This is a genomic window from Planococcus sp. ANT_H30, assembly GCF_008369335.1.
Lineage (GTDB): Bacteria > Bacillota > Bacilli > Bacillales_A > Planococcaceae > Planococcus > Planococcus kocurii.
Window position 1 is genome coordinate 165,417 of the sequence record NZ_VOBJ01000001.1, and the last position, 25,937, is coordinate 191,353.

The window sequence follows — 25,937 nt, forward strand, 5'->3', positions numbered from 1 at the left end:
TTCTTACTTAACGAGTTACTTAGCACTGGCACGTCCACGTGCCAGTGCTAAGTAAGAAGCTATGCCCAAAGTGGCCGAAGCGGTGTAAAAAAGTCGGCTTTTTTCATTCAACACCTATAGTTGAAAACCACTTTCTTACGCTTGACATCCTCAGTTATTATACTAGCTGAATTGTCTTTAACAAAAAAGAGCATATAGTTACGAAAAAGCCTGAAAAGGCCATTATATTAACCAGCCACCATTCACTCGCAACGTTTGACCTGTCATATAATCCGCTTTCCCATTAACTAAAAAATCTACCGCATTCGCTATGTCCTGCGGAGCACCGAGACCAAGTGGAATTTCTTCCTCAATTTCTCGCAACTCTTCTACAGAAAATACAGCATTCATTTTCGTCTGGATAAATCCAGGTGACACGGCATTAACACGTGTTCCTGATGGTGCCATTTCTTTGGCGTACGCTTTCACAAAGGAGAGTTGCGCACCTTTTACAGATGAATACATGGTTTCCATGGAAGCACCTATCTCCCCCCAAATGGAAGAAATAAAGACAACGTAAGATCGATCGTAGCGATGAAAAAATGAAGAAATTGAACGAATCGCTGCGATTGGATTTTTCACATGGACTTGCCATAGTGAATTCATGTCTTGGTCCGATGTATCAATCAACATCTTCATCAGCGATTGACCGCTCGCAACAATAACACACGACGCATCAAAGACGTTGTCAGTAAGCTGCTGCGCACCTTCTTCACTAGCGAAGTCAGCCTGCACTGTTATAAATTCCTGCGCAGGGTAACGTGTTGCCAAGTGCTGGGCGAGTGGAGCCGTCGAATTGGTATTCCAGTGCAAGTATAAAGACCAACCACTCTCTGCCAACTGCTGCGCAATGCTTTCACCAATTTCACCAGATGCCCCTAACAGCACAGCAAACTTTTTCACTCTGTATCCTTTTTCGAAGGCATAATCGTGAAAACAGAATGCTGAGACTCGTGGCTAACCAAAGCAAATGCCTGTTGAAGATCAGCAACTTCTAACTCTTCAAGTACAGGAACTACATCAAACAAGTTCATTTCATTAAATGCGTAATTCGTGAATTGATTCGCAATGTATTCTGGTGAGTTTAATGCTCTTAAGAAAAAGCCGATTTTTTTGCGGCGAACACGATCCAGATCATCTTGTCCAAAAGGCCATTTTTCAACAGCATTTTGAAGCGTGTGTTTAACTTCTTTAATGAACGTTTCGGGTTTATGAGTATCGGAACCAATCAAGGCATAACCAAAGCCGCTTTCTAACGAATAATCAAACGAATAGGATTCATCAATCCAATCATTTTCATACGCTTCGTGATAAAAATCCGATGTGCGTCCAAACAACAATTCATACGCAAGTTGAGCAGCTAGTTCGTGCTTCAACATCTCAGGTCCAATCATATCGAGTTTCTCTGGCTTCAAACCATAGAAAACTTTTGGCTTCTGAACGCTCATTTCTAACACACGTTCTTTAATCGCTACTTCTTTTGGCTCTTGTGGATACATACGTTCGATTTCAGTTGGTTCTGCAAACGTTTTTTGTGCTTGGTCTTCTTTTACTAAAGTCATCATTTGTTCTGCATCCACATTTCCAACGATAAATAAAATCATATTTGATGGATGGTAAAACGTGTTGTAGCATGTATACAAATGTTCTGCTGTGATGTCTTGAATCGATTCCACTGTTCCTGCAATGTCAATTTTAACTGGGTGATTTTTGTACAAGTTTTCGATAATCCCAAAATAAAGACGCCAATCTGGCTGATCGTCGTACATTGTGATTTCTTGTGCAATAATGCCTTTTTCTTTTTCTACCGTTTTTTCTGTAAAGTACGGGCTTTGCACAAAATCCAATAACGTTTTTACGTTTTTGTCAATTTCACCTGTTGCGGAGAATAAATAAGCCGTGCGCGTAAACGACGTAAAGGCGTTTGCTGAAGCGCCTTGTTTGCTAAACTCTTGGAACACGTCGCCTGCTTCTTTTTCGAACATTTTATGTTCTAAAAAGTGCGCGATGCCATCTGGTACTTTAATAGCTTCCGTCTCACCTTGAGGTACAAAATGATTATCAATTGAACCGTATTTTGTAGTGAATGTAGCAAACGTTTTCGAAAATCCTTTTTTCGGCAAAATATAAACGGTTAAACCGTTATCGAGCGTTTCATGAAAAAGTGTTTCACCTAGTTGATCAAATTCAACTTTATGCATTTGTGTCATCCTCCTTACCAGATAGGAAGTAAGTCATTTCTAAAGACAATTCCTCAGCGACTTCTGCAATATCTTCTTTCGTTACGTTTTTCCATTTATTAATCATGTATTCAGGTTCGAAAGACTCTGTCAATTCCATGTACTGATCGTATATTTCAATTTGTCCACGTGCAGAATCTAGTGCTTCTTTTAATTGATTGATGAGCAGCGCTTTTGTCTGATCAAGTTCAACATCTGAAATATTGCCTTTTTTGACTTCTTCTAATTGTTCCAAAACCAAGTTCACAGCTTTTTCTTCTAATTTGGAATCAATGCCTGCTAAAACGAACATCAACCCAAATTGTGAAGCAAAAGAACTGGATACGTAATACGCCATACTTTCTTTTTCACGAATATTTACAAATAGTTTTGAGTGCGCATAGCCGCCAAAAACACCATTCATCAATTGCATAACCGGGAATTTTTCGTGACGGAATGTAATGGGTGTAAAGAATGCCATATGCAGTTTGCCTTGCTTCATGTCTTCGTGTTCAAGGACACGTGACTGCTCAGGCTTAACCAATTCCATTGGAGCCACAGCAATTGCTTTTTCGCGATCTTTAAAATGGAAAAATTCACGGATGTATGACGCGATCATTGCCGGCTTTACATCGCCTACCGCATAAATTTCAATTTCATTTTGAGTGAGCATTTCTTGGTATTCAGCAACTAATTGTTCGTTCGTAACAGCTTCTACTGCTTGAATCGTGCCGTTTGATGTAATCGAAGCAGGGTGGTTCGGCAAAGCGAGCTCCATCATGCGCTGCTGTGCATAGCGTGTCTTGTCATCAAACACCGATTCAATGCGTTGAACAATCGAATGTTTTTCCCGTATAAAAATAGACTCTTTAAATAAATCATTTTCAACATTAGGTTTGAATAGAACGATGTACATCAAGTTCAGTACTTTCTCAAGTACACCTTTTTCAGAAAGGTATTGATCATTAACCGTTTCAACATTCAAGGTTACTACATGTTCGTTGCCTCGTTTTGAGGAATCTATGTAAAGAGAAGTTCCGTAAAGATCATCCAATACCATACGAAGTGCAGTGTGCGAAGGATAAACCTCGTTACTATGCTGCAAAACATTTGCCAAAATCGAGCGGGCAGACGCTTTTTCCTCCGTCAGTTTATCTTTAAATTTGATTGAAAAATTAATTGTTTTAAACTGTGTCGTTTCATTAACGTGTACATTCACGCCTTTAGCGATATTAATGGTTTCAAACATGTAGAATCCCCTCTCGTCGTTCATATCTTAACTATACCGAACTTTTTCCGTTAATTGCAAATAAAGAAAAGCGCAGGTACTAAATACTAACCGTATTTATGTGCATAAAAAAAGAGCCGTCGCAACTGACGGCTCTTTTGAAAGTCTTATCGTTGTCCTTTAATGTAAGGTTTACCATTGGCTAACGGTGCATTGGCACGGCCAATAAAGCCAGCTAACGCGATAATTGTTAAGACATACGGCAAGATTAACAAGAAGACGTTTGGAATTTCTGAAATATACGGAATGCGCGAACCGACAATACTTAATGATTGAGCAAACCCAAAGAACAAAGCAGCTCCCATAGCCCCAAGTGGATGCCATTTCCCAAAAATCATCGCAGCTAACGCCATAAATCCTTGTCCGTTAATCGTTGCATGTCCAAAATCATTTGTAATGGTTTGCGAATAAATGGCACCACCGATACCTGCTAAAGCTCCAGAAATCATAACGGCCACATAACGCATTCTTGTAACGTTGATCCCCATGGTATCTGCGGCCATCGGATGTTCCCCAACTGCGCGAAGGCGCAAGCCAAAAGGTGTTTTGTAAATGACAAACCATGCCACAAACGCTACCGCAATCGCAAAGAATGAGGTATTGTATACCGATTTAAAGAATAAAGGTCCAATAACTGGAATATCTGATAAAAACGGTACGTTATATCGTGAAAAACGTTCTGTGATGAAATCGGTTTGTCCTTTTCCAAAAATACTTTTCACTAAGTAAATTGACAATGCTGCTGCTAACAAGTTAATAGCAACCCCAGAGACTACTTGGTCCGCGCGGAACGAAATTGATGCAACCGCGTGCAAGAGTGACAAGAGTAATGCCGCTAGCATTGCCGCGACCAACGCAAGCCACGGTGTCGCTCCGCCAAATGTATCCGCGAACAATAAGTTAAATAAGATTCCGACAAAAGCGCCGATGACCATCAATCCTTCGAGACCGATGTTCACAACCCCTGATTTTTCCGAAAAGACGCCGCCAATCGCCACTAAAATAAGTGGCGCAGCATAGAAAATCGCTGAAGGAACGATGAAATATAGAACGTCAAGGAAACTCATATTACTTCGCCTCCTTCTTCTTAGCTGCTGCACGGAGCAACAGCAAACGAATAATGTAACCAGATGCTACAAAGAAGATAATCACTGCAATGACAATTTCAACAATTTCAATTGGAATACCGGCCGCATTTGGCATGTTTAACGCTCCGTATTTTAGCGAGCCAAACAACGTAGCACCAAATACCACACCCAGTGGCGTATTCAAACCAAGTAATGCTACGGCAATCCCGTCAAATCCAATGCCGGTAAAGCCACCTTTTGATGACACATACTCAAATGTTCCAAGGGCTTCCATTGCACCTGCAAGTCCAGCAAACGCACCGGAAATAACCATAGCCAAAATGATGTTTTTATTGACATTCATCCCTGCATATTGAGAAGCGTTTTGGTTAAAACCAACTGCTTTTAGTTCAAAGCCCAGTGTAGTTTTTTCTAAAATAAACCACATGACACCCACCATCGCCAAGGCAATAATGATTCCGTAATGTAAACGAGAGAAATCCGTCAGTTCTTCTAAAAAATCAGAACGTAAAGAAGCACTTGCAAAAATATTTTCCGTACGGTCACCACCATCAGAAACTGTACGAATTAATGCATTGGATACGTGTAAAGCAATATAGTTCATCATAATTGTGACGATTACTTCATGAACATGGAATTTTGCTTTTAACAGTCCCGGTACAAATCCCCATAATGCGCCAGCTACCGCTGCAGCTAAAATGGCTAGAGGCAAATGAATAATTTTTGGCAATTCTACTGCTACGCCTACATATGCTGCTGCAAACCAGCCAACAATCAATTGTCCTTCAACACCAATATTAAAAAGCCCTGAACGAAACGCAAATGCTACCGCAAGACCTGCTAGTAGATAAGGAGTGATTTGTCGAACCGTTTCACCTATTGTATACAAGTCTCCAAAAATCCCGTTCCACAGAGCAGCATAGCCTTCAAGTGGATCGTAACCACTTACTAGCATAATCACCGCTCCGACCAAGAGGCCTAAAATAACGGAAATGACGGGGACCAGAATATTCGTCGCTCTATTCGACATGCTGATTCTCACCTTTCTTCGTCAAATCCTGTTGCTTTTTATCGACTGTATGACCCGCCATTAACAAGCCTAGTTCTTGCTCAGTAGTACTTTCTGGTATTACAATATCCACGATTTCACCGTCGTGAATAACCGCAATACGATCTGAAACGTTCATCACTTCATCCAACTCGAACGAAATCAACAAAACTGCCTTACCGTTATCACGTTGTTCAATCAACCGACTATGAATAAATTCAATTGCACCTACGTCCAATCCCCTGGTCGGTAATGCCGCAATCAGTAAATCAGGGTCACGATCAACTTCTCGGCCAATAATAGCTTTTTGTTGATTTCCTCCGGATAAGGATCTTGCCAATTCCGACGGCCCTTGAGTGCGGACATCAAAATCTTTTATAATTTGCAAGGCTTTTTCATTAATCTTGTCGTAGTCAATAATGCCCGACTTGGAAATAGGTTTTTTATAATAGGTTTGAAGTGAAATATTATGCCCTATCGGAAAATCCAATATTAGTCCGTGCTTATGGCGATCTTGAGGAATATGTCCAACGCCCGATTCTGTTACTTTTCGCGGTTTCATATTGGTAACATCTTTGCCATTGAGAGAAATCGTCCCGCTTTTCACTTTACGAAGACCCGTAATTGCCTCGATCAGTTCAGATTGTCCGTTGCCATCAATTCCGGCAATCCCCATAATTTCACCTTTGCGAACGTTCAGATTCAAACTTTTAACTTTATCAATTCCGCGGTAATCTTGAACAACTAAATTTTTAATATCCAAAATTTCTTCACCCGGGAAAGCTTCTCCTTTTACCGTGGTAAATTCCACTGCGCGACCGACCATTAATGAGGCAAGGTCGTTCGGATTGGTTTCTGATGTAGTAACTGTGCCAATTCCCTTACCTTTTCGAATAACCGTTACACGATCAGAAACATCCATAATTTCTTTTAGTTTATGCGTAATCAAAATAATCGACTTGCCCTCAGCTACTAATCGTTTCATAATTTGAATCAATTCAAGAATTTCCTGAGGTGTTAATGAAGCTGTTGGCTCATCAAAAATCAAAATCTCGGCTCCACGATAAAGCGTTTTCAGTATTTCTACACGTTGCTGCATTCCCACCGATATGTCTTCAATGATAGCGTTTGGATCTACATTCAAACTGTATTGCTCTGATAAGGCTTGAACTTTTTTAGCGGCGTCTTTTTTATTGGTAATTCCGTATTTAGTTGGTTCGCTTCCCAAAATAATGTTTTCGGTAACAGAAAAATTTTCGACTAGCATAAAATGCTGGTGGACCATGCCAATTCCGAGATCGTTAGCTATATTCGGATTAGAAATATCGACTTTTTTACCATGAACCCGAATTTCTCCACCTTCTGGCTGATACAGACCGAATAAGACGTTCATCAAAGTCGATTTACCCGCACCATTTTCTCCTAATAATGCATGAATTTCTCCCTTTTCCAGTTGCAGCGTAATGTTGTCATTGGCGACAAATGTACCGAACTCTTTACGGATATTCAGCATTTCGATTACATATTCCACTGTTGTCACTCCCTCAAAATCGCTGACTTCTTTTAAATTCATTAATTAATTAATACATGAAAGGCTTCTGTTGCAAAAAGCCTTTCATCTATTAATTTCTAGCTTGTAGACAAAAAAAATCATAAAGACCGGTCAAACCGGTCTTTATGATGACCGTGCTACAAAATAGCTATTACTTTACTGTTTCTGGAACTTCAATGTCACCATCGATTACTTGTTTTTGGAATTCTTCAATTTTCTTCATTACATCTTCAGGGATTGCTCCACGTGAATCAGCAAGACCTACACCTTCATCAGCTAAACCATAAGTAACTGTTTCGCCACCTGGGAATTCGCCTGCCATCGCTTGTTCAGAAATGTTGATAACGGCTGTATCCACACGTTTTAATACTGAAGTTAAAGTAACGTTAGCGTCACCAGTTTGACCTTCATCGTATTGGTCAGCATCTACGCCAATAACCCAAATATTGTCATCAGGATTTGCTTCTTTACGTTCTTTTGCTTCAGTGAATACGCCATTTCCTGTACCGCCAGCTGCGTGGAAAATGATATCTGCACCAGCAGAGTACATACGGTTAGCAGTTGTTTTACCTAATTCCGCTTTATCAAAAGCTCCTGTGTATTGAACATCGACTTTAATTGAATCGTCTACTGCTGCAACGCCTTCAAGGAATCCTGCCTCAAAACGCTCGATTACTGGAATTTCCATTCCACCGACAAAACCGATTTTTTTCGTTTCTGACATTAGAGCTGCTGCTACACCCGCAAGGAATGCGCCTTCTTGTTCTTTAAACAAGACACTTGCAACGTTTGGAGCGTCTACTACTGCATCAACGATTGCAATTTGAGCTTCTGGCTGCTGTTCAGCAATTTCTTTTACAGCACCTTCCATTAGGAAACCAATACCGTACACGACGTCAAAATCACGACGGATTAAGTTGTTCAAGTTGGTGTTGTAATCTGCATCAGATGCAGATTGAAGATAGTCAAAACCGCCATCGCCTTTTTTAAGACCATTTTCTTCGCCAAATTGTTGTAGCCCTTCCCAAGCAGATTGGTTAAAGGATTTATCATCTACTCCACCAACATCTGTAACCATCGCTACTGAGAAATCAGCTGTTTCTTCTCCGCCTTTTCCTTCATCAGTCTTGTCAGCTGTTGTGTCTTCGTCGCTTCCGCAAGCAGCTAGCATTGTACCAGCAGCTAGCATTAATGATAAACCTAAACCAAATTTACGTTTCGTCAATGTAATAACCCCCAAGGTTTTTTTGATATTAGCAGGAATTTGCTGTTTTACACACGTTTTCGAACTACATGGAAACTGAATTTATCAGCTCTAAAGTAATTCTTTGAATAAAGCACCAATCGATCGTCCTCATCGTAGTGGAGCTGTTTTAAAACAAGTAATGCTGTTTCCGGTTCACATTCTAAAATTGGCGAAGCCTCTTCATGATAACCAGTCGGATCGATAAACGTTACCGCATAGGAAATATGAATGTCCCCTGTTTCTTCAATCGCCTTAAAAATGGAACTTTCAGTACGTCCTAAAAAATCTGTAGGCAAATACGCAGCAGGAACCTTGTCTATGCAATAGACGACTGGATCTCCATTTGCCGTACGAACGCGTTCAATCGTAATAACAGTATCGTCGGCGGTGCAGTGAAAGCGCTTCATATCTTCTTCAGAAGAAAGGTTCTCCGACGTGCTCAAGTAGATTGCGCCGGGTTCCATTCCTGCCTGACGGATCATATCGGAAACACTTGTCAATTGTTCAATCCCTGAAGAAAATAGGGGTTTTGAATTGACAAATGTTCCAACTCCGTGGCGTCTGATGATAATATTATCTTCTTCCAACAACCGTAGCGCTTCTCGCAAAGTCGCACGGCTGACTCCAAGTGTTTTTGACAATTCAAATTCCGACGGCAACTTCTCTTTTTCTTTGTAGACGCCTGCAGCAATATCCTGCTTCATTCGATCAATCACTTGAAGATACAATGCACGATGATCTGATTTAATGGTCATCCGATTCACCACCTATGATAGAGATCAGACATCTGATGTAAAACATTCCTACTAATCAAAATTACTATACCACTTATTAGATACGAAATAAATAGCAATTTGTCGAATTCAGCGAATTTTCGCATCACAGCCATCTTAAATAGTGATCATTTTATCACAAAAACCTTCGAATACTTCAATATTCTTCCTGCTTTGGAACTAATACAGTCCGTGGCTTACTACCTTCATAAGGTCCAACCACACCACGCTGCTCCATTTGGTCTATAATTCTAGCGGCTCGAGAATAGCCGACACGGAAGCGGCGCTGCAACATTGACACGGATGCTGTCTGCATTTCTGTAACGAGTTGCACGGCATCATCATAAATTTCATCTGTTTCTTCATCTATTTTCGTTTCATCGATTTCACTCGGAATCATATCTTCTTGGTATTGGGCCTTTTGCTGTTCAATAACAAAGTCAACAATTTTTTCAACTTCTGAATCCGATAAAAATGCCCCTTGAACGCGCACAGGTTTTGATTGACCCGCTCCAAGAAAGAGCATATCTCCACGTCCAAGTAATTTCTCAGCTCCACCCATATCGAGAATTGTTCGCGAATCAATAGATGAGGACACCGCAAAAGCAATACGCGACGGAATATTCGCCTTAATAACGCCTGTAATGACGTTAACACTTGGACGCTGTGTCGCTATGATTAAGTGAATCCCAGCAGCGCGCGCCATCTGTGCTAGACGTGTAATCGCATCTTCTACTTCATTTGAAGCAACCATCATCAAATCCGCTAATTCGTCGACGATGACTACAATAAAGGGTAATTTCGGATGCTTGTCTTCATTTTCCTCATTGAAAACACGAACATATTCGTTATAGCCTTCAATATTACGTGTCCCTGTATGTGAAAAGAGTTCATATCTTCTTTCCATTTCCGAGACGATTTTCTTTAACGCTTGTGCTGCTTTTCGTGGATCCGTTACCACAGGCGCTAACAGATGCGGAATCCCATTATAAACGTTCAATTCGACCATTTTCGGATCGATCATCATCATTTTCACTTCATGGGGCTTAGCGCGCATAATAATACTTGTGATAATGCCGTTAATGCACACCGATTTCCCGCTACCCGTCGAACCAGCAACTAGTAGATGTGGCATTTTATTTAATTCGGTCATCACCGCTTGTCCTGTCACATCTCTGCCTAAAGCGAATAATAGTTTGGCATCCGGCTTGTTGTTCTCTTCTGATTCTAATACTTCACGCAAGCTAACTATTGAAACTTCCGAGTTTGGCACTTCGATACCGATTGCTGATTTACCTGGAATGGGTGCTTCAATTCGAATATCACGTGCAGCTAAAGCTAACGCCAAATCATCATGCAAACTAACTATTTTACTTACTTTCACACCGGTATCCGGCAACACCTCATATTTTGTCACTGCTGGTCCTAAATGCACTTGTGTCACTTTTGCCCGCACACCAAAACTTTGGAACGTTTTTTCGAGTTTTTTAGCATTTTTTTGTATGCCTGAATATTCTCCGCTTTGGTCGTGATGCGGCGGCAGGGTCAACAAGCTAAGAGGCGGCAGCTGATATTCTTCATTTTCTAGTTCTTCTGCCGTCGATAGTAACTGAACGTCTTCTGTTTTCATTTCCTTAGCAGGCTGTTGTGGTGCCTCGGTCTGTCTCGGTTTCACATTTTCGGTAAAGGCTGAAATAATCGGCTCTTGTTGTTTTGGTCGGTATAGAAGATCTTCTTGTTCATCCTCTTCTTCATAAGCCAATGATTCATTGATTTCTACTACTTGTTCAGGCTCCGACTTTTTACGCGGAGTGCGTACTTTTTTGGGTTTGGCCTGTTGGAAACGATTCATTAACGCATCGATAGCCGGACGCGCACTCGGTATTTTTTCTGCAATAAACGGTGCGGCTGCTTTTCCCGTTAAAATAATCGCCCCGATCGACAGTAAAATAATTGCGACAATCCATGTGCCAGCTGTATCAACTAACACATGCAAGAGTGCGTACAACAGCGCACCAATGAGGCCACCTCCAGTTGCCAAATAACTATTCCAAATAGTGCCCGTCATTTTTGTTGTACGAATTGTTTCATCGATGACATTTGATGAAGTAATCGGCAAAATAGTGCCAGCTGCCCAGATTAAATGACAGATTAGCAAAATACCAATTAAGACAAATGCAGAACCAAATGCCACTTTCATTCTTGGCTTTGGCCATTTCCGCTTGACCATCACATAAATCGCCAGATAGATAAGCACTAACGGTAGTAGAAAGGCCATATAGCCCACTAAAAACTCGGCCATATTGTAAAACATTTTGCCAATAACCCCGAGCTGGAATGTCATCAATATCGCAACCCCTACTAATACTAAGCCAATCACTTCATAAGCAATCATTGGCATGGGCTGTCTCTTTCTATTTTTAGACTTTGTTTTAGGTTTTACTTTTGCTCTCGCTTTGGATTTCGCTTTCGTCGTTGCACGAGCCCTGTTCATTGCAATCCCTCATTTCTTTCATAATCGAAAAAGGATTTCCGCCGATTAAATCGGTATGGAAATCCTTCTACTTTTTTCTTAGTATTCCATAATAATTGGGATAATCATTGGACGACGTTTTGTTTGTTGGAACAAGTAAGAATTCAATGTATCACGAATTTCTTGTTTAATATTGTTCCACTCGAATGCGTCTCTCGTAACGTATTTTTCAACGACTTTTCGAACAAGTCTTGTCGATTCTTCCATCAATTCCTCTGATTCACGAACATAGACAAAGCCGCGTGAAATCATTTCCGGACCCGATGCAATTTTCTTTTCTTTGCGGTTTAACGTAACCACGACGATAAAAATACCATCTTGCGACAATAATTTACGATCACGTAGAACGATGTTTCCTACGTCGCCAATGCCGATTCCATCGATTAAGACGTTTCCAGCAGTAACACGTCCACTCATCCGAACTTTGCCGCCTTTGTATTCGACGATGTCCCCTTTGTCAGCAATAAAGATCTCAGACTTATGCAACCCAACTTGTTGAGCTAATTTAGAGTGCGCGATTAGCATTTTGTATTCACCTTGAATCGGAATGAAATACTTAGGCTTCATCATATTGAGCATCATTTTCAAGTCTTCTTGACTACCATGTCCTGAGACGTGGACTTTCTTACTTGCAGTTAATACGTTTGCACCGGCTTTTGCCAGTTTGTTCATTGTTTGGAACATAGGAACTTCCATACCGGGTGATGGTGTGAATGTAATTAATACTGTGTCGGTTTCTTTAATTTTAACGTCTTTGTGTTGTTTACGAACCATTTTGTCCAAGGCTTCCAGTGGTTCGCCTTGGTTACCTGTAACGATAATCACAACTTCGTCATCACGGTAGTTTTCCAAATCTTTTAAGGAGATTACAACATCTTCATGAACGGTCAAATAGCCAAGACGCAATCCAACTTCATAACTATTTTCAAGACTTCTACCAGCTACCGCTACTTTTTTACCTGTAGTTGCTGCGCTATCAAATACTTGCTGAATACGAATAAAGTTTGATGAATACAGAGATACCAGTACACGCCCTTCTGCAGCTAGGAATGCTGATAAAATATGATCAGCAACCACGATTTCAGAAGTTGTGTACCCTGGACGCTCAGCTTCAGTTGAATCAGACAACAGCATTAAAACGCCGTCTTCTCCAAGTTTCGCCATTTTTGCGATATCTGGCTTGTAACTTCCTTTAGCCGACTGATCAAATTTAAATTCACCCGTATGCACAATGGCACCTTCTGATGTGTGGAAGACGATTCCAAGTGCATCAGGAATACTATGTGTCGTATGGAAAAACGTTACATGTGTTTTATCAAAGTTCATCCGGCTTTTATTGGTCACTTCAAAAAACTTCACATGTTTTAAAGAGCCTTGTTCTTTAATATGTTCTTTAGCTAACGCAATTGTTAATTTCGATCCATAAACTGGTGCTTGAATCTTTTTCATTAGATAAGCGATTGATCCAATCGCATCTTCATGACCGTGAGTCAGAAAAACTCCCTTTACACGGTCTTTGTTCTCTTCTAGGAATGTCATATCCGGAATGACGATGTCAACACCCAGCATCTCATCTTCTGGGAACATCAATCCGCTATCTACAACAAATAAATCTTCATCAATTTCTATTACATACATTGCTTTGCCGATTTCGCCGACGCCGCCTAAAGGGATAACTCTTATTACTTCATTTTTAATTTTACTCAATTTATTTCCTCCTAAAATTCACCCGTACGCATCCATAGACTTCATTATACGGGAATGACCGGAAACAGTCCAAAGAAAAAAACAAACCGAGGATGATCGGCTTGTTTTAGGGGTCTGTAACTTCTATCAAATAACATTTTCTTCGATTAGCGCTTCAGCAATCTGAACAGAATTCAAGGCTGCCCCTTTAACTAGATTGTCTGCAACTATCCACAAATGAAAGCCATTTGGATTGTCTAAATCCTGACGAATACGTCCGACAAACACTTCGTCTAGGCCCGCAGCCATTAATGGCATGGGATAAATTTGATTTGATGGGTCATCCATCAATTCAACACCTGGTGCGTCTTTAATCGCTTGTTTAACCTGTGCGATAGTCGCTGCACGCGATAGTTCTACATACACTGATTCGGAGTGGCCTGTGACTACTGGCAGACGTACGCATGTGGCTGCTACGGCTAAAGAATCGTCATGCATAATTTTTTTAGTTTCATTGATCATTTTCATTTCTTCTAATGTATAACCATTATCAGCAAATTGATCAATCTGGGGAATCACATTAAAGGCAATCGGGTAATGATTTTTTGCCGATTTAACTGGTAGCATTTCGGCTTGTGCATCTTTTGCGTGGTCAAAATCAGCTGCCTGTGCTTTTAATTCGTTAATTGCACCGATGCCTGCTCCAGAAACAGCTTGATAAGTCGAAACTACAACTTTGGTCATTCCAAACTGTTCTTTTAACGGTTGCAACGCACAAACCATTTGGATCGTTGAACAGTTTGGATTGGCAATGATTCCTTTGTGAAGACCCAGATCGCTTTTGTTTACCTCTGGCACAACTAATGGCACGTCTTTGTCCATTCGGAATGCGCTGGTGTTATCAATAACAATCGCTCCTCGTTTAACGGCTTCAGGTGCAAATTTCTCTGAAATACTGCCACCTGCGCTGAACAATGCAATGTCTATCCCTTTAAACGATTCAGGTTTCGCTTCTTGAACTGTAAAAGTTTTCCCTTTAAACTCAATTTCTTTTCCGGCAGAACGGCTCGAAGACAAAAAGACAATATCTTTTATCGGGAAATCCCGTTTTTCCAATTGCTCTTTCATTTGCTGGCCAACTGCTCCAGTTGCTCCCATAATTGCTACGTTATACGTTTTCACAATATTCGCTCCTTCAATGATGATTTGAATTATTGTAACATAATTTAGTCTGCTAAAGGAATAGAAAACACAAAAAAGCTTCCTTAAACTAAAGAAGCTTCAGACTGTAGACAAAGTCTTATTAAACTGAATAGTAATGCATAATTTCCAACTGGGCTGGCCACTTCGCTTTCCGTGGGCTCAGCTTCAGCCTCCTCGTCACTGACGTTCCTGCGGGGTCTTCAGCTTTCGCTGTCCCACAGGAGTCTTCGTGGACCAGCCCAGTTGAAGGCTTCTTACTACGAACAAGGTGAGATTCTTTAGTGCGCTTCACCGTATAAATAACGTGTTAAAAGCTTTTTGCCTACTCACTCTAGGATTCGGAGCACCTAGTGACGAAGGGCAAAGATATGCTCCTGCATCGCTGCGCTAGCTTCGTCGCAAAGCCACTGCCCGAAGTCCCTTCGGTCACTGACTTTCCTGCGGAAAAACGAAGGGATGAGACCCCGCAGGAGCTTGCGACGAGGAGGCTCAGCGCGGAGTCCGCGGAAAGCGTCCACTAGGTGCGGAGAATCCCACATGCATACAAAAAATGAGTAACTATTCTTTTGTCTACAAGCTGAAGCTTACTTAAACTAAGGAAGCTTCTTTCGGACGAATAATAGAAACAGCGGGTGCTTCTATCAGAATTTCTAACAGGTCCACTACTTTTTCGAGTGATACTTGGTCAATTTGTGTTAACACTTCTTCGTAAGTTTGATGTTTTCCTAGCAGCAATTCATGTCTGCCATTGCGGCTCATGCGTGCGCTCGTACTTTCAAGCCCAAGCATCAAACTGCCTTTTAACTGTTCTTTAGAGTCTGTGACCTCTTGTTCTGTAATACCACCATTTTTTAATTCTTTAAGTAAGCTTAAAATGACTTGTTGCATTTCAGCCATTTGCTCATCTGAAGTTCCTCCGTAAATCGCCAAAGTTCCGTGGTCGGAATATGCCGAATGATAAGAGAAAATAGAGTAAGCTAAACCCCGTTGTTCTCTAATTTCTTGGAACAGTCTCGAAGACATAGATCCCCCGATAATATTGTTTAACACTGTAATGTTATAAATATCTGGATCGTTTAAAGATAAGCCCGGATAACCAAGGCATAAATGACCTTGTTCCGTTTCTTTATTTTTTAAGGAATAGCCAGACGTGAAATTAGGAAGTTCATACTTTTTAGGGCTTTCTTCTTTTTCAAAAAGCCCAAATAACGTTTCAATCTTCTCAATTAAGGCCGGAGTAATATTACCTGCTACTGACACTACAGTATTCGCTGGTGTGTAGTGGCGGTCCATATAATCGCGAATTTTCTCTGGTGTAAATTTTGCTAATGTTTCAGCAGTTCCAAGTATGGGTGCACCAATGGAATTTTCGGGATACATCACACGCCAAAGTTGCTCATGAACATCATCGTCAGGCATATCTTCTGTCATGCTGATTTCTTCAAGAATAACTTGACGTTCTTTATCAAACTCTTCAGGGTCCATTTGTGAGTGGAAAAACATATCTGCTAGCACGGTTACTGCGTGTTCTGCATGATGATCTAATACTTTGGCATAGTAGCATGTATATTCTTTTGAGGTATAAGCGTTGATGTCGCCGCCAATACGATCAAATTCACGAGCAATTTCTTTAGCTGTTCGTGACTCCGTACCTTTAAACAGCATATGTTCGATAAAATGGGTAATGCCATTTTCTTCTGGCAATTCGTCTCGGGATCCGTTGTTCACAAAGACACCCATTGCGACAGAATGAAAATGCGGGATATGTTCGGAAACAATGCGCAATCCATTTTTGCAAGTCTGTGTAGTCACCATGTGCATGTTCCTCCTCATAGTAAAAAATTGCCGACAAAGTCGGCAATTTCCGTATGGTTAACTTTATTCTTGGTCTTGTTTTTCAGCAGCTTCTTTTTGTTCTTTTAAAACAATCTTACGTGACAAGTTTACACGGCCTTGACGGTCAATTTCAATTACTTTGACTTGAATGATTTGATCCATTTTCAAAACGTCTTCTACTTCTTTGGTCCGTTCTTCTTGGATTTCAGAAATATGAAGAAGACCGTCTTTGCCAGGGAACAATTCAACAAATGCACCGAACTTCTCAATTCGCTTCACTTTGCCTTCGTAATATTCGCCGACTTTCGCCTCGCGAACGATGTTTTCAATCATTGCTTTCGCTTTCGCGTTCATTTCTTCATCAACAGATGAAATGAAGATTGTACCGTTTTGTTCGGTATCAATCTTAACGCCCGTTTCATCAATGATTTTGTTGATCACTTTACCACCAGGTCCAATAACATCGCGGATCTTGTCTGGGTTGATCTTCACCATGATAATTTTCGGTGCATATTTAGAAAGAGTTGTTCTTGGTTCAGCAATCGTCGCAAGCATGGATTCCAGAATATGAATACGACCGATTTGAGCTTGTGCCAATGCCTCTTCCAGAATTTCACGAGAAAGACCATCGATTTTAATGTCCATTTGAAGAGCAGTAATGCCTTTTGCAGTACCCGCTACTTTAAAGTCCATATCGCCAAGATAATCTTCCATTCCTTGAATGTCAGAAAGAACGGTATAGTTTTCGCCTTTTTTCACTAGACCCATTGCAATACCTGCAACTGGAGCAGTTAAAGGTACACCTGCATCCATCATCGCAAGTGTTGACGCACAAATACTTGCTTGTGAAGTTGAACCATTCGATTCAAGTACTTCTGCAACAAGACGAATTGTGTAAGGGAAATCTTTTTCGTTTGGAATAACCGCTTCTAATGCACGTTCACCAAGTGCCCCGTGACCGATTTCGCGGCGTCCTGGTCCACGAAGGAATCCAGTTTCACCAACCGAGAACAACGGGAAGTTGTAATGATGCATAAAGCGTTTTGTATCTTCAATGCCAAGGCCATCAATAATTTGAACATCGCCTAATGCACCTAGTGTACAAATACTCATCGCTTGCGTTTGTCCACGAGTAAATAATCCTGAGCCGTGTGTGCGGTTAAGAACACCGACTTCAGAAGACAATGGACGAATTTCAGAAGGTCCACGGCCATCCGGACGAATTTTTTCGTCTGTAATTAGGCGGCGAACTTCTTCTTTGACCATTTTATCAAGAATTTGGCCAGCTTGCTTCTTAACTGCATCTTCTGACTCTTCATATGCAGCCATTGCACGTGCTTTAACTTCATCTATTGCTTCGTTGCGCGCTTGTTTTTCGTTAATTTGAACAGCAGCGTTTAAGTCAGTTTCCACAGCTTCTTTAATAGAAGATGTCAATTCTGCATCTAATTCATACAATTTGATATCTGTTTTTGCTTTACCAACTTCTGCAGCAATCTGTTCTTGGAAAGCGATCAATTTCTTGATTTCTTCGTGACCGAACATAATAGCTTCTAAAATGATTTCTTCAGAAACTTCTTTTGCTCCTGCTTCAACCATGTTGATCGCATCTTTTGTACCAGCTACGATCAAGTTAATCGAGCTTTGCTCAAGTTGTTCATTTGTTGGGTTGATGATGTATTGTCCGTCGATTAACCCAACAATGACTCCAGCAATCGGTCCACCAAAAGGAATATCTGAGATCATTAATGCAAGTGAAGAACCGAACATTGCAGCCATTTCTGACGGGCAATCCTGATCGACAGACATAACCATTGAAATCACTTGGACTTCGTTACGGAAACCATCCGGGAATAGTGGACGGATCGGACGATCGATTAAACGACTTGTTAACGTCGCTTTTTCAGATGGACGGCCTTCACGTTTAATGAAACCACCAGGAATTTTACCGACAGCGTAAAGACGTTCTTCGTAGTTAACAGTCAACGGGAAAAAATCTAAAGGTTTCGGCGTTTTTGATGCAGTTGCCGTAGATAAAACTGCTGTATCGCCATAACGGATTAATGCTGCTCCGTTTGCTTGTTTTGCTAATTGACCGACCTCAACTTGCAACTCGCGGCCAGCCCAATCAAGTGTGTAAACTTTTTTTGTTTGCTCCATATTATCGAGCTCCTCTCTCTTACCGTATATCTATATACTGTATGTATCTACTAGTAGTGTATCAAAAAGGCATCCAATGTGCGATGCGATAAATTAAAGTTTAATCCATAAAGAAAAAGCGGGACGAATCCCGCTTTTACTGTTTACTATTAACGGCGTAGGCCAAGTCTTGCGATTAACTCGCGGTAGCGAGCTACTTCGTTTTCACGTAAGTATTTTAGCAAGTTACGACGGCGTCCAACCATTTTGAATAGACCACGACGTGAGTGATGATCTTTTTTGTGAGTACGTAAGTGCTCATTCAAGTTGTTGATGTCTTCTGTAAGAATAGCGATTTGAATATCTGCAGACCCAGTATCTGTGTCGTGCACTTTGTATTCGCTAATCAATTCATTTTTGCGTTCTTGAGTGATTGCCATACTGTTTCCACCTCCTAATTTCTGATATCCCCTATTACCGAGCAAACGTTGGTGATTCGAATTGCCAAGCAACGGTTTGTACTTTCAGTACTCATAAATAATAGCATAAGACTTTTTCAAAATCAACCGTACGAGTTAATTTGTCCCTGCAAAAAACTGTTCAGCTGTTAATTTATCCGATTGAATCTGTGCTTTCAATTCGTCAATCCCTGAAAATTTTTGCTCATCCCGGATCCGTTCATACCACTCGACTTCTACCATTTCCCCGTAAATGGATTTATCGAAATGAAGAATATGGACCTCGATTACTTGTTTTTTTACATCTGGATCATTGAAGGTAGGCTTGTAACCAATATTGCAGACACCATTATATAGCTGTCCTTGCACCTGAATTTTCACCGCATAGACCCCGCGGCTCGGTACGATTGCACCAAGCTCTGGCTCCACGTTAGCTGTCGGAAATCCAATCGTACGGCCTCGCTTGTCGCCATTAACTACAGTACCCAGAACTCTGAACGGTCGACCAAGCAACTGGCATACTTTTCCGGTTTCGCCTTGCTTTAATAATTCACGAATACGGGTCGAACTGATTTTCTCGTCACTTTCTTCTAACTTCTCCGCAACGGTTACGTCATAATGACCCTTGCTCATTAGTTTCATCAATGCCATATCGCCTTTTCCTTTGCTACCAAAAGAAAAATCGAATCCAGCTGTCACGTGTTTTACTTGAAGGTTTTTAACGAAAATTTCGATAAATTCCTGTGGCGTCAATTTAGCAAATTCAGAAGTAAAGCGGACGATAAAACAATAATCCACGTCCATCTCCTCTAAGATATCCATTTTTTGCTGCATAGGTGTAATATAAAAGACTTCTTCTTTTCTTCCGCCCAATACAAGCGATGGATGAGGATCAAAAGTCATGACTGCTGACTTTATATTTTTTTGGTGAGCTTGTTTGATGGCTTCTCCTATGACGCGTTGATGTCCTTTATGTACACCATCAAAAAAACCTAACGCCAGGGAGATTGGTCCAGTTTCACTATCTGGTTTTACATGGTTCGGGTAATTCAAATGAATAATTTCCATATTACACCTCGTCTGCTGTCGGAAAACCGAACATTTTTTCAGGTTTCATTTTATCCGCTTTTTCAGGGTGATTTTTATAGAGTGCCACTGGCTGCCCCTTGTAGGTTAAAGCTACAAAACCCATTTCATCTAGTATGGCGTGGCGCGCTAACACTTGACCATTTTTCACAGCAAAAACTTGTTGCTGTTCAATTTCCAAAAACGGAAACGCACTTAGGCCATAACTCAACGGTTTTAAAATATCATCCATATGCCCATTTTGAGCAAGTTCAGCCACTTCAGCAAGTGTTACACAATCTTTTTCACTAAATTTCCCTGATTCTGTGCGTGTTAGTCTCGACATATGCGCAGGATAACCTAGCGCTTCCCCAATTTGCACGGCCAATGTCCGAATATAAGTTCCTTTGCCACAACGGATGCGAATATTAAAGCTAATTTTTTCACCGATCCATCGCTGATCGTCATCAAGCAATTCAATCGAATCAATGCTCACAATTCGTTCAGGTCGCTCAACCGGAATTCCTTGACGGGCATATTCGTATAATTTTTTGCCATTTACTTTGACTGCTGAATACATCGGTGGAATTTGTTTAATGTTACCGGTCAGCTGCAGCAAAACTTCTGCCACTTGCGCTCGCGTAATCACTTTTTCAGAAGCATCTGTCTCAACTGTTTCACCTGTAGCATCTTCTGTATCTGTTGAGTAGCCAATTGTCACTTCAGCTTCATAGGTCTTGCCTTGGTCCGTAATATATTCAGCCACTTTGGTCGTGTTTCCGATACAAATCGGCAATACCCCATCCACTTCAGGGTCTAGTGTGCCGGTATGTCCTACTTTTTTTGTTTGAAGAATTTTTCTGAGTTTAAAAACACAATCATGGGAAGTCATTCCTTTTTCTTTCCATAATGGTAAAATTCCATTTAGCGCCATTTTGTTGATCTCCTTTGCTTGATGCCAAAAAAAGCCTGCTATCTACAATAGACAGCAGGCTTTGATTTCAATCTTCTTTTGGTTCTTGAATACCACGCAATAACGTATCAATTCGATTGCCGTACGCAACCGATGAATCGATTTCAAAAGACAATTCAGGAGTTTTACGGAGACGGATCCGCTGTCCAATTTCGGAGCGAATAAATCCTTTTGACTTCGTCAACCCAAGCAATGTCTGTTCTTTTGCATGGTCTTCGCCTAATACGCTGATGTATACAGTTGCCTGCTGGAGATCTCCTGTAACTTCAACATCTGTTACAGTGACAAATCCGATACGTGGATCTTTCAGTTTTCGACTGATGATATCACTAAGCTCTTTTTTCATCTGCTCAGCTACACGATTCGCGCGCATTGTCATTGATGGTCCACCTCGTTCTTACAAATATTCTTTTTCAAACTCCAAGCATTCCCATGCAGGATTGCTTTCCAAATAGTAAAGAACTTGTGCCATTTCATTATCTGCCACTTCTTTTGATGAAGAAACAATAACAAAAGCAAGGCGGGTTCGCTGCCATACATTTTGGTGATCAATCTCTGCTGTAGAAACATTGAATTTTTGCTTGCTACGGGTCAGCATACTCTTCACTACTGCCCGTTTATCTTTTAACGAATGTGCAGTTGGAATGAAAAATTCACATTCCATATAGAGGATCATTTGCGTACGATTTCTTCCATAATATACGCTTCGATAATGTCTAACTCTTTAACATCATTGAAGTTTTTAATTGTGATCCCACATTCGTATCCTTTTGCTACTTCTTTCGCGTCGTCTTTAAAACGTTTCAACGTATCGATTTCGCCTTCAAATACAACGATTCCTTCACGAATGACACGGACGCCGCTATCACGCGTGATCTTGCCTTCAGTTACATAGCTTCCGGCAATTGTTCCGACTTTAGAAACTTTGAATGTACTACGGATTTCTGCTTGTCCGATAATTTTTTCTTCAAATTCAGGATCAAGCAATCCTTTCATAGCAAATTCGATTTCTTCAATTACTTTATAGATAATGCGGTGTAAACGGATGTCCACGCCTTCAGCATCAGCAGCACGTTTTGCGTTTGCATCTGGACGAACGTTAAAACCAATAACGATAGCGTTTGAAGCAGCTGCCAATGAAACATCAGATTCTGTAATCGCACCAGCACCCGTGTGGATAATTTTCACATTGACGCCTTCTACATCAAGTTTAAGAAGAGATGCAGCCATTGCTTCAACGGCTCCTTGAACGTCAGCTTTGACGATCAAGTTTAACTCCTTCATTTCGCCTTGTTTCAATTGATCAAACAAGTTATCAAGTGTAACGCGTGTTTTCTCAGAACGCTGAACTTGAAGCGCTGAAGTTGCACGTGTTTCTCCCACTTGACGAGCAGTTTTCTCATCTTCGAAGACAACAAAACGGTCACCCGCTTGAGGTACATCATTCAAACCGGTAATTTCAACTGGTGTTGATGGTCCCGCTTCTTTTACGCGGCGGCCAATATCAGACACCATTGCCCGAACGCGACCAAATGTATTTCCGACAACAATCGGATCTCCAACTTTTAATGTTCCATCTTGTACTAGAAGAGTTGCAACAGAACCGCGACCTTTATCAAGCTCTGCTTCAATCACTGTACCAATTGCACGACGTGCGGGATTTGCTTTTAGTTCGCCAACTTCTGAAACTAGTAAGATCATTTCAAGTAATGAATCGATGCCGTCTCCAGTTAAAGCAGAAATTGGAACGAAGATTGTTTCGCCACCCCAAGCCTCTGCCACTAGTCCATGTTCAGTCAATTCTTGCATGACACGATCAGGATTTGCACTTGGCTTATCCATTTTGTTGACTGCGATAATAATTGGAACTTCTGCAGCTTTGGCATGGTTAATCGCCTCTACCGTTTGTGGCATAACGCCATCATCAGCCGCTACAACGATAATCGCAATGTCAGTCACTTTTGCTCCGCGCGCACGCATTGTTGTAAACGCTGCGTGTCCAGGAGTGTCCAGGAACGTGATTTTTTTGCCGTTGTCAACTACTTGGTAAGCACCAATATGTTGCGTAATTCCACCTGCTTCTCCAGCAGTCACTTTCGTGTTGCGGATTGAATCCAGCAAAGTTGTTTTACCATGGTCAACGTGCCCCATAATTGTGACAACTGGTGGACGCTCTTCATTAAGATTTTCATCTTCTGGTTCAAAATAAACTTCAAGATCGGTTTTATCCACCAAGATCTCTTCTTCTACTTCAACCTCATATTCAGCACAAATTAATTCAATTGTATCTTTATCCAATTCTTGGTTAATGGTAGCCATTGCACCAAGCATGAATAATTTTTTAATAATTTCAGACGGCTCGCGTCCTAATTTTTTTGCCAGCTCAGCTACTGTCAATGACTCACTGAAAGTAATTTTAGCTGGTAACTCTTTTTCTTTTTTAGGCATTGGTGGCAACGGATTTACCGGTTGTTGCTGTTTGCCTTTACGGTTACGGTTTTGGAAGCCGTTACGGTTTCCACCACCAGGACGACCTGAAGAACGTTGACCCGGACCTGCTGTTGGTTTAGCTGCCTTTGGCGTAAAGTTTGATCCTGTTTTGGCTGGTGCTGTTGGTCGTTGGCCATTCCCTTGTGAACGGGATTGTCCTTGACTAGGAGCTGCTGCCGGACGGGATTGACTTTGTCCTGATGGGCGTGACTGTCCGCCTTGTGACGGACGGGATTGTCCACCTTGTGATGGGCGTGATTGGCCTTGTGACGGACGGGATTGACTTCCCGATGGACGTGACGGGCCTTGTGATGATGGACGTGACGGGCTTGATGGTGCTTGTGATGATGGACGTGACGGGCTTGATGGTGCTTGTGTGCGCTGTCCAGCTGAAGCGTTTTTGTAAATGCCGTCCAACTTTGTCACATCTGTATCTTCTAATGTCGCCATATGGTTTGGCACTTTAACATTAAGCTTTGACAATTCATTGATAATTTCTTTACTTGGCTTATCTACTTTTTTCGCGTATTCATGTACTCGAATTTTGGTCATCTGCTCGCCCCCGATTAATTTCTTCAATTAAGCTGATTAGTTTTTTTGCAAATCCAGAATCTGTGATTGCAATTACTACTCGCTCTTCCTTACCTATCGCATGTCCCAATTCATACCGGGATCCAAAAACACGGAGTTCTACTCCATTGGATTTACATTTATCGTGCAACTTCTTGTGTGTATTATCAGAAGCGTCTTCAGAAATAATTACTAATTTCGCTTTCCCTTTTCGAACTTCACTCACGGACATCTCTTCACCTGAAATAGTCATTCTTGCACGTGTGGCTAATCCAAGTAATTGAAGGATTTTTTGTTTGTTCATTATTTCAACTGCTCTCTAAGAACGACGCGAATTAACTCATCATAAATTTCGTCTGGAACTTTAACTTCTAGTTGCTTGTCCAGTACTTTCTTTTTGCGGGCAGTCGCGATGGCATCTTCCGATTTCGAAAGATATGCGCCGCGTCCTGATTTTTTGCCTGTCAAATCGACGGATACTTCGCCTTCTTTCGAACGGACAACGCGGGTCATTTCTTTTTTAGGATGCATCTCGCCTGTAGCTACACACTTCCGTAATGGAATTTTCTTTTGCAGAGCCAACGGACATCACCTTTTCTACGTTATTCTTTTTCTTCGTAAAAATCAAAATCGTCTAGTTCTTCGCCAGATTCAACTAGTTCAATGCTAGAATTTTCGTTTGGATAAATTCCTAGTTCGCGTGCATCTGTTTCACTTTTAATATCGATTTTCCAACCTGTTAACTTCGCTGCTAAACGGGCATTTTGTCCACGTTTACCGATAGCAAGAGATAGTTGATAGTCAGGCACAACAACGGTTGTGGATTTTGCTTCTTCGTTTACTTGTACATCTAATACTTTAGATGGGCTAAGCGCATTTGCTACAAAAACGACCGGTTCTTCTGACCATTCTACAATATCGATTTTTTCTCCACTTAATTCGTTAACGATTGTCTGAACACGACCACCTTTAGATCCAACGCACGAACCTACTGGATCAATATCATCACGGTGGGCAAAAACGGAAATTTTCGAGCGATCTCCTGCTTCGCGTGCAATTGATTTGATTTCAACAATGCCATCATAAATTTCAGGCACTTCGTTTTCGAATAAACGGCGCAGTAGTCCTGGATGTGTACGTGATACAAACACTTGTGGTCCGCGTGTCGTGCGTTCTACTTTCGTGATGTACACTTTAATGCGGTCATGCGGTTTGTAATGTTCATTTGGCATTTGTTCTGTCTGCGGTAACACAGCTTCAACCTTGCCAAGTCCAACGTATAAATTACGAGCGTCCATACGCTCAACGATACCGTTTACGATATCATCTGCACGATCAACAAACTCTTCAAAGATTAAGCCACGCTCAGCCTCACGAACGCGCTGAGTAACAACTTGTTTGGCTGTCTGTGCAGCAATACGACCGAAGTTTCGTGGTGTTACTTCTTGTTCCACGATATCTCCTAGTTCATAAGCTGGATTAATAACTTTAGCATCTTCTAATGAGATGTGAAGACGTTCATCTTCTACTTCTTCTACAACATCTTTACGTGAATAAACCAGCATTGTTCCTGTGTTCAAGTTCAAGTCTACACGAACATTCTGCGCTTGGTTAAAATTCCGTTTGTATGCTGTTACTAATGCCGCTTCAATCGCTTCAATCAAGACTTCACGTGAAATCCCTTTTTGTTTCTCTAGTACTTCAAAAGCATCCAATAACTCACTGCTCATT

At 41.2% G+C, this 25,937-nt stretch carries 22 protein-coding genes; all 22 read right to left on the reverse strand.

Features of this window, described 5'->3' with window-relative positions:
• Positions 1–222 precede the first annotated feature (222 nt).
• The gene (ymfI, locus tag FQ085_RS00885; RefSeq protein WP_058384968.1) at positions 223–942 is read right to left on the reverse strand and encodes an elongation factor P 5-aminopentanone reductase; all 720 of its coding nucleotides are present in this window, start codon (positions 940–942) and stop codon (positions 223–225) included.
• Positions 939–2,240: an EF-P 5-aminopentanol modification-associated protein YfmH gene (gene yfmH, locus FQ085_RS00890; protein ID WP_149455728.1), complete on the reverse strand. Its 1,302-nt coding sequence runs from the start codon at positions 2,238–2,240 to the stop codon at positions 939–941. The genes ymfI and yfmH overlap by 4 nt, the downstream gene beginning before the upstream one ends.
• Positions 2,233–3,507 carry an EF-P 5-aminopentanol modification-associated protein YfmF gene (gene yfmF, locus FQ085_RS00895; RefSeq protein ID WP_058384966.1) on the reverse strand — a complete coding sequence of 425 codons (1,275 nt, stop codon included), beginning with the start codon at positions 3,505–3,507 and terminating at the stop codon, positions 2,233–2,235. Before yfmF ends, yfmH begins: the two co-directional genes overlap by 8 nt.
• A gap of 146 nt (positions 3,508–3,653) precedes the next feature.
• Positions 3,654–4,613, reverse strand: a complete 960-nt coding sequence (locus tag FQ085_RS00900; protein WP_071154156.1) for an ABC transporter permease — start codon at positions 4,611–4,613, stop codon at positions 3,654–3,656.
• 1 nt (position 4,614) lies between these two features.
• Positions 4,615–5,664 (reverse strand): ABC transporter permease, encoded by a 1,050-nt coding sequence (locus FQ085_RS00905; protein ID WP_058384964.1) that lies wholly within the window; start codon positions 5,662–5,664, stop codon positions 4,615–4,617.
• Positions 5,654–7,213 carry an ABC transporter ATP-binding protein gene (locus FQ085_RS00910; RefSeq protein ID WP_058386875.1) on the reverse strand — a complete coding sequence of 520 codons (1,560 nt, stop codon included), beginning with the start codon at positions 7,211–7,213 and terminating at the stop codon, positions 5,654–5,656. Before FQ085_RS00910 ends, FQ085_RS00905 begins: the two co-directional genes overlap by 11 nt.
• Positions 7,214–7,385: 172 nt before the next feature.
• A complete protein-coding gene (locus tag FQ085_RS00915; protein ID WP_058384963.1) occupies positions 7,386–8,459 on the reverse strand; it encodes a BMP family lipoprotein in 1,074 nt (357 codons plus the stop codon).
• 47 nt (positions 8,460–8,506) lie between these two features.
• Positions 8,507–9,235, reverse strand: coding sequence for a GntR family transcriptional regulator (locus tag FQ085_RS00920; RefSeq protein ID WP_058384962.1), 729 nt, complete (start codon positions 9,233–9,235; stop codon positions 8,507–8,509).
• A gap of 175 nt (positions 9,236–9,410) precedes the next feature.
• Positions 9,411–11,747, reverse strand: coding sequence for an FtsK/SpoIIIE family DNA translocase (locus FQ085_RS00925; RefSeq protein WP_058384961.1), 2,337 nt, complete (start codon positions 11,745–11,747; stop codon positions 9,411–9,413).
• 78 nt (positions 11,748–11,825) lie between these two features.
• Positions 11,826–13,493 carry a ribonuclease J gene (locus FQ085_RS00930; RefSeq protein ID WP_058384960.1) on the reverse strand — a complete coding sequence of 556 codons (1,668 nt, stop codon included), beginning with the start codon at positions 13,491–13,493 and terminating at the stop codon, positions 11,826–11,828.
• A 126-nt stretch (positions 13,494–13,619) separates the two neighbouring features.
• Positions 13,620–14,657: an aspartate-semialdehyde dehydrogenase gene (locus FQ085_RS00935; RefSeq protein WP_082707557.1), complete on the reverse strand. Its 1,038-nt coding sequence runs from the start codon at positions 14,655–14,657 to the stop codon at positions 13,620–13,622.
• 606 nt (positions 14,658–15,263) lie between these two features.
• Positions 15,264–16,490 (reverse strand): M16 family metallopeptidase, encoded by a 1,227-nt coding sequence (locus FQ085_RS00940; RefSeq protein ID WP_149455729.1) that lies wholly within the window; start codon positions 16,488–16,490, stop codon positions 15,264–15,266.
• Positions 16,491–16,553: 63 nt separating this feature from the next.
• A complete protein-coding gene (gene pnp / locus FQ085_RS00945; RefSeq protein WP_058384958.1) occupies positions 16,554–18,671 on the reverse strand; it encodes a polyribonucleotide nucleotidyltransferase in 2,118 nt (705 codons plus the stop codon).
• 149 nt (positions 18,672–18,820) lie between these two features.
• Positions 18,821–19,090: a 30S ribosomal protein S15 gene (gene rpsO / locus FQ085_RS00950; protein ID WP_038704238.1), complete on the reverse strand. Its 270-nt coding sequence runs from the start codon at positions 19,088–19,090 to the stop codon at positions 18,821–18,823.
• 135 nt (positions 19,091–19,225) lie between these two features.
• A complete protein-coding gene (ribF, locus tag FQ085_RS00955) occupies positions 19,226–20,176 on the reverse strand; it encodes a riboflavin biosynthesis protein RibF (RefSeq protein ID WP_058384957.1) in 951 nt (316 codons plus the stop codon).
• A gap of 1 nt (position 20,177) precedes the next feature.
• The gene (truB, locus tag FQ085_RS00960) at positions 20,178–21,107 is read right to left on the reverse strand and encodes a tRNA pseudouridine(55) synthase TruB (RefSeq protein ID WP_058384956.1); all 930 of its coding nucleotides are present in this window, start codon (positions 21,105–21,107) and stop codon (positions 20,178–20,180) included.
• Positions 21,108–21,174: 67 nt separating this feature from the next.
• Positions 21,175–21,525, reverse strand: coding sequence for a 30S ribosome-binding factor RbfA (gene rbfA / locus FQ085_RS00965; protein WP_006828239.1), 351 nt, complete (start codon positions 21,523–21,525; stop codon positions 21,175–21,177).
• A gap of 18 nt (positions 21,526–21,543) precedes the next feature.
• The gene (locus tag FQ085_RS00970; RefSeq protein ID WP_058384955.1) at positions 21,544–21,822 is read right to left on the reverse strand and encodes a DUF503 domain-containing protein; all 279 of its coding nucleotides are present in this window, start codon (positions 21,820–21,822) and stop codon (positions 21,544–21,546) included.
• Positions 21,819–24,188, reverse strand: coding sequence for a translation initiation factor IF-2 (gene infB, locus FQ085_RS00975; RefSeq protein WP_149455730.1), 2,370 nt, complete (start codon positions 24,186–24,188; stop codon positions 21,819–21,821). Before infB ends, FQ085_RS00970 begins: the two co-directional genes overlap by 4 nt.
• Positions 24,166–24,510: a YlxQ family RNA-binding protein gene (locus FQ085_RS00980; protein ID WP_058384953.1), complete on the reverse strand. Its 345-nt coding sequence runs from the start codon at positions 24,508–24,510 to the stop codon at positions 24,166–24,168. Before FQ085_RS00980 ends, infB begins: the two co-directional genes overlap by 23 nt.
• Positions 24,510–24,788: an RNase P modulator RnpM gene (rnpM, locus tag FQ085_RS00985; protein ID WP_008430874.1), complete on the reverse strand. Its 279-nt coding sequence runs from the start codon at positions 24,786–24,788 to the stop codon at positions 24,510–24,512. The genes FQ085_RS00980 and rnpM overlap by 1 nt, the downstream gene beginning before the upstream one ends.
• Positions 24,789–24,808: 20 nt before the next feature.
• Positions 24,809–25,936, reverse strand: coding sequence for a transcription termination factor NusA (gene nusA / locus FQ085_RS00990; RefSeq protein WP_058384952.1), 1,128 nt, complete (start codon positions 25,934–25,936; stop codon positions 24,809–24,811).
• Between the last annotated feature and the right edge of the window lies 1 nt (position 25,937).

Excerpts from the sequence above, each read along its gene's own strand:
- yfmF (WP_058384966.1), bottom strand. The coding sequence starts at position 3,507 with ATGTTTGAAACCATTAATATCGCTAAAGGCGTGAATGTACACGTTAAT.
- FQ085_RS00905 (WP_058384964.1), bottom strand. The coding sequence starts at position 5,664 with ATGTCGAATAGAGCGACGAATATTCTGGTCCCCGTCATTTCCGTTATT.
- FQ085_RS00970 (WP_058384955.1), bottom strand. The coding sequence starts at position 21,822 with ATGATCCTCTATATGGAATGTGAATTTTTCATTCCAACTGCACATTCG.
- ribF (WP_058384957.1), bottom strand. The coding sequence starts at position 20,176 with ATGGAAATTATTCATTTGAATTACCCGAACCATGTAAAACCAGATAGT.
- FQ085_RS00920 (WP_058384962.1), bottom strand. The coding sequence starts at position 9,235 with ATGACCATTAAATCAGATCATCGTGCATTGTATCTTCAAGTGATTGAT.
- rbfA (WP_006828239.1), bottom strand. The coding sequence starts at position 21,525 with ATGACAATGCGCGCGAATCGTGTAGCTGAGCAGATGAAAAAAGAGCTT.
- truB (WP_058384956.1), bottom strand. The coding sequence starts at position 21,107 with ATGGCGCTAAATGGAATTTTACCATTATGGAAAGAAAAAGGAATGACT.
- FQ085_RS00900 (WP_071154156.1), bottom strand. The coding sequence starts at position 4,613 with ATGAGTTTCCTTGACGTTCTATATTTCATCGTTCCTTCAGCGATTTTC.
- FQ085_RS00980 (WP_058384953.1), bottom strand. The coding sequence starts at position 24,510 with ATGAACAAACAAAAAATCCTTCAATTACTTGGATTAGCCACACGTGCA.
- rpsO (WP_038704238.1), bottom strand. The coding sequence starts at position 19,090 with ATGGCAATCACTCAAGAACGCAAAAATGAATTGATTAGCGAATACAAA.
- FQ085_RS00940 (WP_149455729.1), bottom strand. The coding sequence starts at position 16,490 with ATGGTGACTACACAGACTTGCAAAAATGGATTGCGCATTGTTTCCGAA.
- pnp (WP_058384958.1), bottom strand. The coding sequence starts at position 18,671 with ATGGAGCAAACAAAAAAAGTTTACACACTTGATTGGGCTGGCCGCGAG.
- nusA (WP_058384952.1), bottom strand. The coding sequence starts at position 25,936 with ATGAGCAGTGAGTTATTGGATGCTTTTGAAGTACTAGAGAAACAAAAA.
- yfmH (WP_149455728.1), bottom strand. The coding sequence starts at position 2,240 with ATGCATAAAGTTGAATTTGATCAACTAGGTGAAACACTTTTTCATGAA.
- FQ085_RS00925 (WP_058384961.1), bottom strand. The coding sequence starts at position 11,747 with ATGAACAGGGCTCGTGCAACGACGAAAGCGAAATCCAAAGCGAGAGCA.
- infB (WP_149455730.1), bottom strand. The coding sequence starts at position 24,188 with ATGACCAAAATTCGAGTACATGAATACGCGAAAAAAGTAGATAAGCCA.